Origin of the sequence: Yoonia sp. (assembly GCF_965660735.1) — a bacterium.
Lineage (GTDB): Bacteria > Pseudomonadota > Alphaproteobacteria > Rhodobacterales > Rhodobacteraceae > Yoonia.
In genome coordinates, this window is record NZ_CBFIBD010000062.1 from 1 (window position 1) to 10692 (window position 10692).

Here is a 10692-nt window from a genome sequence, read left to right on the forward strand (position 1 = left end):
GCACCCAACCGATGGCGGAAATCAATGTCACGCCCTTTGTGGATGTCATGCTGGTACTGCTGATCATCTTCATGGTTGCCGCCCCCTTGCTGACCGTGGGCGTGCCTGTGGAATTGCCCAAGACTGCCGCCGACGCCCTGCCAGGCGATGATGAAGAGCCGTTGACCGTAACGATCACCGCAGATGGTGTCGTCATGATACAAGAGACAGAAACAGATTTCGCAACGCTCGTGCCCAAATTGCAGGCCATCGCAGCCGAACGCACAAGCGACCGGATTTTCTTGCGTGCTGATGGGGCAAACGCATGGAATACCGTGGCCGAGGTGATGGGCGCGTTGAACGCGGGCGGGTTTTCCAACATTGGCTTGGTGACCGATATTGGCGGCCCTGCGTCCGGTGCGGCTGTTCCGGACGGGTCTGACGGGTAGACCATGCAGACGCCGGGCACCTATATCTCTGCCGTGGCCCATATCGGGCTGATCGGTTGGCTGATCCTTGGTTGGGGGCTCAGTTCCGAACCGCTGCGGTTTGATGCCATGGATGTGTCTGTCGTGACCGGCGAAGAGTATGAGGCATTGACCCGCGCCGCCCGGACACCCGTGCCTGGACAGGCCGAGCCGGAGACGCCCGTGCCGCCGGAAATTGACGTGACACCGCCGCCACCGCTGGCGGCGCAAGAACCACCTGCGCCCGCGCCACAGCCTGACCCTGTAACACAGCCGACCGATGAAACCCCGCCGCCCCCTGCGCCACCGGCACCGCCTGTGGCCGATGTCACAGATGTGCCACCGATCGCACCTGCGTCACCGTCCCCGCCACCTGCCCCGGACGTGACAGTCAGCCCACGCCCGACACCACGTCAGGCGCCAACCGTTGCCTCCACCATATCAGAGCCTTCACCGCCCGATGCGCAGGTGGATGACATCGTCAGACAAGAGGCAGTGCCGGATCAAAGCACCGCTGCCGAGGTGGTGGAACAAGAGCAGGACGCCACCGCGCCCGAGGAAACGACGACCGAAATCGTAATCGCGGATGAAACCCCGTCGGGTGCGGTCGAGACATCGATGCGCCCCAGTTCCCGCCCGAACCGGCCAGCGCCCCCTGCGCCCGCACCGCAAGAAAGACCTGCGCCGCAGGTGGTTGAAACCGAACCGCAACCGGTAGTCCCGCAGGATGATATCGACAGCCTGCTGGCTGATCTGGGCGCCCAGGCATCACCCCCGTCTGCCCCTGCGGTGGCCGCCGGCCCGCCTATGACAGGCGCGGAGCGTGATGGCTTTCGCGTGTCGGTGAACCGGTGCTGGAATGTCGACCCCGGTTCGGTCGCGGCCCGCGTCACGGTCGAGGTCGGCTTTAGCCTGGATCGCGCCGGAAAGGTCGAAGGGGATGTCCGCTTGCTGGGGTCTGATGGTGACCAAAGTGCGACCAATACCGCCTATGAGGCCGCCCGCCGCGCGATCCTGCGCTGTCAGTCAAGCGGGTATCAGTTGCCGCCGGAAAAATACGACCAATGGAAAGATGTGGTAATCACCTTTGATCCCAGCGGGATGCGGCTGCGCTAGGCAAAGAAACGCGCAGGCTTTGTGATTTGGCTTCACAAGTCTGCTATGGAATACAATGTAGGCCTGTTTTCGGAATGCTCCGACAGGCGGAATGAGGCGAGAATGATGAAACGAATTTTGACACTCATGGTTGCCCTGTTCCTTGCCGGGCCAGTTCTGGCGCAGGGCGGGCCGTTGCGGCTGACCATTACCGATGGCGTGATCGAACCGATCACATTCGCCGTCCCCGGTTTCGAAGCCGAGACCCCGCAGGCGCAGCAGGTGTCACAGGATATATCGCGCCTGATCGTGCAGGATCTGGCGGGGACCGGTTTGTTTCGCGAAGTGCCTGCGGCCGCCTTTATTTCTCAGGTGTCATCATTTGCCCAGCCCATCGCCTTTCCTGACTGGCGTGCGATCAATGCACAGGCGCTGATTACCGGGGCCGTTACCGTCAGCGGCGATCAACTGGTGGTGAAATTCCGTGTCTATGATGTGTTTTCGGGGCAGGAACTGGGCGGTGGTCTGCAATTTGCTGGCACCACTGCGGGTTGGCGGCGGATGGGCCACAAGGTTGCTGATGCGGTCTATAGCCGGATCACGGGCGAAGGCGGCTATTTCGACAGCCGCGTGGTGTTCGTGTCCGAAAGCGGCCCCAAGGACAACCGCCAGAAACGCCTTGCGATCATGGATTTCGATGGCGCCAACCTGCAATTTCTGACGGACAGCAGCACTATTGTGCTGGCCCCGCGGTTTTCGCCCAATGGCGACCGGGTGCTTTACACCAGTTTCGAAAGCGGCTTTCCCCGTATCAACGTGCTGAATGTCGCCAATGTCGGCCAACAACAGCTGCCGACCGCGCAGGGCGAAATGGCATTCAGCCCCCGCTTTTCCCGCGACGGGCGTCAGGTGATCTATAGCCTGTCGAATGGCGGCAACACGGATATTTACCGCACCGATCTGACCACCGGCCAGCATGTCCGCCTGACGCAGGCCCCTTCTATCGAAACTGCGCCCAGCCTTTCGCCCGGTGGTGACCAGATCGTGTTTGAAAGCGACCGGTCAGGCACGCAGCAACTCTATATCATGTCCGCAGATGGCGGCGAGGCGCGGCGCATTTCCTTTGGTGAGGGGCGTTATGGCACACCGGTCTGGTCACCCCGTGGTGATCTGGTTGCCTTTACCAAACAGAACGCAGGCCGGTTTCATATTGGCGTAATGCGCACCGATGGTTCAGAAGAGCGGCTTCTGACATCGTCGTTTCTTGATGAAGGACCGACGTGGTCGCCCAACGGCCGGGTGATCATGTTCAGCCGCGAAACCCAGGGCGCAGGGGGGACTTCATCGCTATATTCGGTGGATATCTCGGGCCGGAACCTTAAGGCGGTGCCGTTGCAGGGCGGGGCGTCTGACCCGTCATGGGGGCCGCTTCAGCCCTGATATGCCCAATTCCCCCCAATCAAAAGCCATGCTATGCTGGCAAAAACGAGCAGATAAAACAGGGATAAAATCCATGAAGATGATGACGAAAGTGACCGTGATGGTCTTGGCGCTTGCGACGACGGCCTGCACCAACCCCGACCGTTTTGGCGGTGGTGCCGGTGCGGATGCCAATGGCGGTGCCAATGCGGGTGCCGGTGCGCTGGGGTCCGCGAGCGATCCATCCAGCCCGATGTTCTTTAATCAGACCATTGGTGATCGGGTGCTGTTTGCCGTCGATACCTCGACCATCACCCCCGAAGGCAAGACCATTCTGGTCGGGCAGGTGCAGTGGCTTTTGACCAATGCCGATTACCGCGCCATCATCGAAGGCCACGCCGATGAACAGGGCACGCGCGAATATAACCTGGCACTTGGGTTCCGCCGCGCCAATGCGGTGCGTGAATATCTGGTGTCGCGCGGCGTGCCTGCGGGCCGTCTGGAGGTGACGAGCTATGGCAAGGAACGCCCGATCGAGGTGTGTTCGCAGGAATCGTGCTATGCCAAGAACCGGCGCGCTGTGACCGTTCTGTCATTTGCCCAGATCAGCTAACCCGACCAAAGGACGTTTCATGTTTTTGCACCGCCTTGCCCTGATCTGTGCCTTGTTGTGGGCTCCCTTGCCCGCGCTGGCACAGACCGAAACACTGGCAGATATTCGTCAGCAACTGACGATGCTTTATGTCGATGTGCAGCGGCTGAAACGTGAACTCTCGACGACCGGCGGTCTGAACTCCGGGGTTGAGGGCAACACACCACTCGACCGTTTGAACGCGATCGAGGCGGAATTGCAGCGTTTGACATCCAAGGCCGAGGAACTTGAATTCCGGGTGAACCGGATAACCGTGGACGGGACCAACCGGATCGGTGATCTGGAATTCCGTCTGTGCGAACTTGAGGCAGGCTGTGATATCGCCACACTGGGCGATACGCCGTCGCTGGGTGGTGTGGACAATGGGGCAGGTGTGCCATCGGCAAACCCGCCGCCTGCGACAGGCGGTCCGGCGCTGGCCATCGGGGAACAAGGCGATATCGAGCGGGCGCAGGAGGCGCTCGCTGACGGTGACTTTCGCAGCGCCGTTGACCAGCTTGCGACCTTTGGCACGACCTACCCCGGCAGTCCGCTAGCCCCGCAGGCCGATTATCTGCGCGGCGAAGCATTAGAGGGGCTGGGTCAGATGACAGACGCAGCGCGCGCCTACCTCGCGGCATTCTCGGCTGATCCGGACGGGGACAAGGCCCCCGATGCGTTGTTCAAACTTGGCGCGACGCTTGGCGCGATCGGGCAAACGCAGGATGCCTGTCTGACCCTTGCCGAAGTCAACGTGCGTTTTCCGGGCAGTCCTGCTGTGACCGATGCGCAGATGGCGATGCAAAATCTGGGATGTCAGTAGACCGCAGATCGTTGGACGTCGCCGCGTCTTTTCGCGATGCGCTTGCCCGCCCGGAATTTGGCCTGACCGACGGTTTGATTGGCCTGTGCGTGTCGGGTGGTGGCGATTCAATCGCAATGATGCATCTGGCCATTCGAACGATCGACCCGCAGCGCCTGCGTGTTGTCACGGTCGATCACGGTTTGCGGGTTGGCGCGGCGGATGAAATTGCGCTGGTCGCCGGGCAGGCGGCCCGCCTGGGCCTTGATCATACGGTGCTGAACTGGACCTGGGACAATCAAGGCAACCTGCAAGCGGCAGCCCGCGCAGGGCGCTGGAAAGCCATTCAACGCTGGGGCGCGCAAAATAGCATCGACACCGTGATGTTGGGACATACCGAAGATGACCAATTGGAGACCTTGCTTTTGCGACTTGCGCGCGGGTCCGGCATTGATGGGCTGACGGCCATGGCGCGCGCTAACCAGCGCGACGGGATGCGTGTGATCCGGCCGCTGTTGGATGTATCCCGCGCGGATCTGCGGGGCTGGCTGCGGGGACAGGGAATCGCGTGGTGCGATGATCCCGGCAACGATGACGCCCGTTTTGACCGTGTGCGCGCACGGCAAATGTTTTCCAGCCTTGAAGGGCTTGGCCTGACCCGCAAGCGGTTACTGCAAACGGTTGATCATATGCAGGCGGCGCATTTGTCATTGCAGCGGGCCGCAGATGAATTCGCCCGGGCACACGTGCGGCAGGATGCCGGTGATCTGGTTTTTGCACCGCCAGCGCTGGCGGTGGACCGCGAAGATGCACCGCGGCGCGTTCTTGCGGCGGGGTTTTCATGGGTCGGCGGCCACGTTTATCGGCCACGGTTTGACAGTCTGATTGATGCCGCCAGACAAGCCCGCACAGGACAGCAGGTGACATTGGCGGGCTGTGTCCTTGCGCCACAGACAGACGGCGGCGCGCGCCTGACCCGCGAGGTTGCAGCGACACAGGTCGGCGGCCGTCCGGTGGCTGGCGCTGCCGATACAACCGGCGTTATCTGGGATCGTCGCTGGCTTTTGCAAGGGGCGATTGCCCCCGGTCTGATCTTTCGTGCGTTGGGTGACGGGCTGTCGCAATGCCCGGACTGGCGCGCTGCAGGCTTTCCGCGCACATCGCTGCGCGCGTCGCCGTCCGTCTGGCAAGGTGACACGCTTGTGGCGGCCCCTGTCGCCGGGCTGACGAACGGCTGGTCTGCGCGGATTGTCGCGGATTTTCATTCCGCGGCGTTTGCCATTGAAGATTAAGGTTTACCCTCTATCTTAGAGGCAACGCTTATGGAACGACTCTGTCGGCCCATTTCCCGATTGAGAAGGAGCTCCCCTTGGGCAACGCGCGCAATTTTGTATTCTGGATCGTCCTGTTCCTTATGGTTCTGGCGCTTTTCAACCTGTTCAGCAGCCCGCCGGGAACCACCGGAGGCCAGGCGAAAAGTTATTCCGAGTTCGTCGCATCTGTGGAAGCGGGGCGCGTGACAAATGCCGTCATCGACGGCGAGCGAGTGAGCTTTACCGAAGGTGGGCGCACGTACACGACCATCAAGCCGGCAGACGCTGAAATCACGAACCTTTTGATCGCCGCTGATGTGCCTGTCGAGGCGCGCAGCCAAGAGCAATCGGTGTTCCAGTCGTTCATCCTCAGCATTCTTCCATTCCTGTTGCTGATCGGCGTGTGGATATATTTCATGAACCGGATGCAAGGCGGCGGCAAAGGCGGCGCCATGGGGTTTGGCAAATCCAAGGCAAAACTGCTGACGGAAAAGCACGGGCGCGTCACCTTTGACGACGTGGCAGGCATTGACGAAGCCAAGGAAGAACTCGAAGAGATTGTTGAATTTCTGCGTAACCCACAGAAGTTCAGCCGCTTGGGTGGCAAAATTCCCAAAGGTGCGTTGCTTGTCGGCCCTCCGGGAACGGGTAAGACATTGCTGGCCCGCGCAATCGCCGGTGAAGCAGGCGTGCCTTTCTTCACCATCTCGGGGTCTGATTTTGTGGAAATGTTTGTCGGTGTGGGTGCATCTCGTGTGCGCGACATGTTCGAGCAGGCCAAGAAAAACGCTCCTTGTATCGTATTCATCGATGAAATTGACGCAGTGGGCCGTGCCCGTGGTGCCGGTTACGGTGGCGGCAATGACGAACGCGAACAGACGCTGAACCAGCTTCTGGTCGAAATGGACGGATTCGAGGCGAATGAGGGTGTAATCATCGTTGCTGCCACGAACCGCCGCGATGTGCTTGACCCTGCGCTGCTGCGCCCCGGTCGCTTTGACCGTCAGGTCACGGTGCCGAACCCCGACATCAAGGGCCGTGAAAAGATTTTGGGCGTTCACGCTCGCAAGATCCCCCTGGGCCCCGATGTCGATCTGCGGATCATCGCGCGCGGCTCGCCCGGATTTTCGGGTGCTGATCTGGCCAACCTCGTGAACGAGGCTGCGTTGATGGCCGCCCGCGTCGGCCGGCGGTTCGTGACCATGATCGATTTCGAATCCGCCAAGGACAAGGTCATGATGGGGGCCGAACGCCGTTCCATGGTGATGACTGCCGAGCAAAAGGAAATGACCGCCTATCACGAGGCCGGCCATGCGATTGTCGGTATCAGCCTGCCGAAATGCGATCCGGTCTACAAGGCGACGATCATTCCGCGCGGTGGTGCATTGGGCATGGTGATGAGCCTGCCGGAAATGGACCGTCTGAACATGTTCAAGGACGAATGCCATCAACGTCTTGCCATGACGATGGCCGGCAAGGCAGCCGAGATCATCAAATATGGTGCGGATCAAGTCAGTAACGGCCCCGCTGGTGACATCCAGCAGGCAAGCCAGCTGGCCCGTGCGATGGTGTTGCGCTGGGGCATGTCCGACAAGATCGGGAACATCGACTACGCCGAGGCGCACGAGGGTTATCAGGGCAATACCGCTGGTTTGTCCGTATCTGCCCACACCAAGGAGTTGATCGAGGAAGAAGTCCGCGGTTTCATTCAGGCCGGCTATGAAAAGGCGCATGAAATCATCCTTGAAAAACGCGAAGAATTCGAACGTCTGGCCCAGGGATTGCTGGAATACGAAACCCTGACCGGCGAAGAGATCAAACGTGTGATGCGCGGGGAATCGCCACATCTGGGTGATGATGCGGATGATACACCCCCATCAAGCGGGTCATCGGTGACGGCGATCCCCAAGACCAAACCGAAAAAGCCCCGCGCATCCGATGGCGGGATGGAACCGGAACCTTCGGTCTGACTGCACAGGAAAACGCCGCCCCCGACCTGTGATTCATGTCACTTTGGGATATGCGCAAAACCAGACCTGCCGCACGCGATGCGGCAGGTCTTTTTACGCCTGATCTGCTTGTCTGGCCTTTGTGAAAGAGCAGGTAAAAGAGCAGGTGAGAGTGTTTCTCATTGATGATGGACACCTTGCGGTGTGCGATTCAGAAAAGAACGCGTTCAATCAAGAGCGACGCAGGATGCGCACGCCGTCGCCCCCGACGCCGTGGCAGCCGCCGTGTCAGCAATGCGTGGTCTGATAAGACGATCCCCGGGCCCGGCGACAGGCGCACCTTAGGTTGCTGGGCAGCAGCCTGTTCGGCTTTGACAAACACACGCGCGCGACCGTCAGTCTGACTTGCCGGCCTTTTTGGGGTGGTTTTTCAGGTCTGCGACCCGTTTGCGATAGGCTTCTGCATCACCAAAATCGGCAAATTCAGGGTAATGCGCATGTGTCCGCGCCATCCGCTGCGCGTGTTTGATCGGGCACCAGAATTTTTCAGTGCGGCCTGCGACTTCACCTGCATAGGCCAGCAGCCCGTTGCCATAACCGCAATAGACGCAATTCAGTTTTTCCAGCGCGTTCAGGTATTGCAGCCGGTGCCGGTCAACGGCGAGGTAATCGCGCCGCCGGACCTTTTCGATCCCGTAAACCGGAAAGCAGATCGCCTGATAGATCGTGACGAATACATCAAGCAGCACGAAGGGGATGATCACCGCATAAATAACCGGCGCTGTGAGCACGATCAGCGGGCGCGATCCTACGATATACTGCAGCAGCCCTGTGCGCAGGGCGGCGTGCCGGCGCTGCACCTCTTTGTCAAAAACGGCCCGTCCGTGTTCAATGCGCATGTTCAAGGCGGCGCGTTGTTCGTCGAATGCCTCTTCCAGCTCATCCTCAAGAGACTTTATGCGTGCGATCAGGGTGTTGATCTTGTCTGACATTCTGTGTCCCTTGTAATATCTGGTCCTGCCTATCACGGACCAGCCTGAGAACGATGTGACGCAGATCAGCCGGCGACCTGATCGCGCAGCAACCGGCGCAGGATCTTGCCCGACCCGGATTTCGGGATAGCATCGACGACATGCACCTGATGGACCTGTTTATAATGTGCCAGTGCCGCGTCCAGATGCGCCTTGATCGCAGCCTCGTCCGGGGCCGGGTTGCCGGTAACGACAAACGCGATGGGCAGTTCGCCGGCCTCCTCATCGGGCAGGCCGATCACGGCGGCATCGGTGATCCCGTCCATGGCGACCAGTGTCGCCTCAAGCTCTGCCGGGGCGACCTGAAAGCCCTTGTATTTGATCAGTTCCTTCAGCCGGTCCACGATGAACATATAGCCGCCATCGTCGATCAGGGCGATATCGCCGGTGCGCAGCCAGCCGTCGGGCGTGATCGTCTCGGCGGTGGCCCCGGCGTTGTTCAGGTAACCTTGCATGACCTGCGGGCCTTTGACCCACAACTCGCCTTCCTGTCCGGGGGGCAGGTCTGCGCCGGTTTCGATATCGACGATCCGGCAGTGCGTATTTGGCACCCCCTGTCCGGATGCGCCCGCGACAGCCGCATTGCCCGGCGTGACGTGGGATACCGGCGACAGTTCGGTCATGCCGTAGCCTTGCAGCGAAATACAGTTCAGCCGCTTGGCGACGGCGTTTGACAGATCGGCCCCCATGGGGGCGGCGCCGGAAAACACCTGTTCGAGGCTGGACAGATCATAGTCATCCACCAGCGGATGCTTGGCCAGCGCAAGTGCAACGGGTGGCACGATCCACATGCGGCGCGCCTTGTGATCCTGGCTAATCTGCAGGAATTGCGCCAGATCGAACCGCGGCATGGTGACCACCGCGCCGCCGCCCGCCAGATGGACGTTCATCAGCACGGTCATGCCGTAGATATGAAAAAACGGCAAGAATCCTGCGGCGACTTCGCCGGGCTGAAAATCGCCTGCCATGATGATCTGATCGACGTTGGCGACAAGATTGCGATGCGACAGCATCACCCCCTTGGGCAGGCCGGTTGTGCCGGAAGAATAGGGCAGAACCACCGTATGCGCATCCAGATCAACGGGTACTTGTGCGGTCAGTGCATCGCCCATCAGGGCCGCAAATTCGGGGCTGCCGATGGCGATGACATCCATGTCGCCCGCACCATCGCGGGCTGTGTTCAGGAAATCGGGAATGGTGATCAGCACCTCAGCCCTTGAATCGGCCAGTTGGTGGCGGATTTCACGGGCAGTATAGGTGGGGTTCAGCGTCGTGATCGTGCCGCCGGCCCATGCGACCGCGTGGAAGATCACACAGTATTCGGGGATGTTCGGCGCCATCAGCGCCACGGTATGCCCCGCCCCAAGGCCCGCCGCCGTCAACCCGCCCGCCAGCCGCCTGACCTGATCCATGAATTGCGCCGCCGTCATTGTGCGCCCGGTCGGGCCATCGGTCAGCACGACCGCGTCGCGGCGGTTATCCAGCCCTTCGAAAACGCGCTGTGTGATGGATCGGTCGCGCAGCGGTATATCGGCAAAGCGGCTGGGGTATGGCGTCATATGGGATCCTCCTGTTTGCGAGCATGGCACAGGAATTTGCGCGACGCGAGTGTCTTGCGATGGCGGTGGCGCCATGTCTTAGTGCGCGGATGACACATGATGAATTGTTGGAATGGTCGCGCCGCGCGGCAGAGTGGGCGCTTGACTATCACAAGGGGCTGCGTGACAGGCCGGTGCGCGCGCAGACCGCCTATGGCACAACCGCTGCCCGGCTGCCTGCTGCGCCGCCCGAAGCGGCTACGCCAATGGCAGATATTTTCGTGGACTTTGCGGCCATCGTCCCCGATGCCATGACCCATTGGCAGCATCCGCGTTTCTTTGCCTATTTTCCGGCCAATGCCGCCCCTGCATCGATGCTGGCCGAGCAACTGACCAATGCCATCGCCGCACAGGCGATGCTGTGGCAGACATCGCCGGTGGCGACGGAAATGGAACAGGTGATGGTGC

Annotated in this window: 10 protein-coding genes; 8 read left to right on the plus strand and 2 right to left on the minus strand. The window is 60.7% G+C overall.

Translation table 11 applies throughout. The features are described from left to right. The 7 genes from ACTG4B_RS14890 to ftsH form a co-directional block, all read left to right on the plus strand. Positions 1 to 428 (plus strand): ExbD/TolR family protein (locus ACTG4B_RS14890; RefSeq protein ID WP_439156491.1); only part of this gene is annotated, 428 nt, incomplete at its 5' end. 3 nt (positions 429 to 431) lie between these two features. Further along, positions 432 to 1562 carry an energy transducer TonB gene (locus ACTG4B_RS14895; protein ID WP_439156492.1) on the plus strand — a complete coding sequence of 377 codons (1131 nt, stop codon included), beginning with the start codon at positions 432 to 434 and terminating at the stop codon, positions 1560 to 1562. 102 nt (positions 1563 to 1664) lie between these two features. Continuing rightward, positions 1665 to 2981 carry a Tol-Pal system beta propeller repeat protein TolB gene (gene tolB / locus ACTG4B_RS14900; protein WP_439156493.1) on the plus strand — a complete coding sequence of 439 codons (1317 nt, stop codon included), beginning with the start codon at positions 1665 to 1667 and terminating at the stop codon, positions 2979 to 2981. A gap of 73 nt (positions 2982 to 3054) precedes the next feature. After that, positions 3055 to 3573: a peptidoglycan-associated lipoprotein Pal gene (pal, locus tag ACTG4B_RS14905; RefSeq protein ID WP_439156494.1), complete on the plus strand. Its 519-nt coding sequence runs from the start codon at positions 3055 to 3057 to the stop codon at positions 3571 to 3573. A gap of 19 nt (positions 3574 to 3592) precedes the next feature. Further along, positions 3593 to 4414, plus strand: a complete 822-nt coding sequence (gene ybgF, locus ACTG4B_RS14910) for a tol-pal system protein YbgF (RefSeq protein WP_439156495.1) — start codon at positions 3593 to 3595, stop codon at positions 4412 to 4414. Continuing rightward, the gene (tilS, locus tag ACTG4B_RS14915) at positions 4405 to 5685 is read left to right on the plus strand and encodes a tRNA lysidine(34) synthetase TilS (protein WP_439156496.1); all 1281 of its coding nucleotides are present in this window, start codon (positions 4405 to 4407) and stop codon (positions 5683 to 5685) included. Before ybgF ends, tilS begins: the two co-directional genes overlap by 10 nt. Positions 5686 to 5762: 77 nt before the next feature. Beyond that, positions 5763 to 7676 carry an ATP-dependent zinc metalloprotease FtsH gene (gene ftsH / locus ACTG4B_RS14920; protein WP_439156497.1) on the plus strand — a complete coding sequence of 638 codons (1914 nt, stop codon included), beginning with the start codon at positions 5763 to 5765 and terminating at the stop codon, positions 7674 to 7676. Between the two features lie 374 nt (positions 7677 to 8050). Here ftsH and ACTG4B_RS14925 read toward each other — a convergent pair whose 3' ends face one another. Beyond that, positions 8051 to 8647: a hypothetical protein gene (locus ACTG4B_RS14925; RefSeq protein ID WP_439156498.1), complete on the minus strand. Its 597-nt coding sequence runs from the start codon at positions 8645 to 8647 to the stop codon at positions 8051 to 8053. A gap of 65 nt (positions 8648 to 8712) precedes the next feature. Further along, positions 8713 to 10245: an AMP-binding protein gene (locus ACTG4B_RS14930; protein WP_439156499.1), complete on the minus strand. Its 1533-nt coding sequence runs from the start codon at positions 10243 to 10245 to the stop codon at positions 8713 to 8715. Between the two features lie 89 nt (positions 10246 to 10334). On the opposite strand from ACTG4B_RS14930, the gene ACTG4B_RS14935 reads away from it, so the two are divergent. Continuing rightward, the coding region (locus tag ACTG4B_RS14935; protein WP_439156500.1) for a pyridoxal-dependent decarboxylase at positions 10335 to 10692 on the plus strand (358 nt) is incomplete at its 3' end.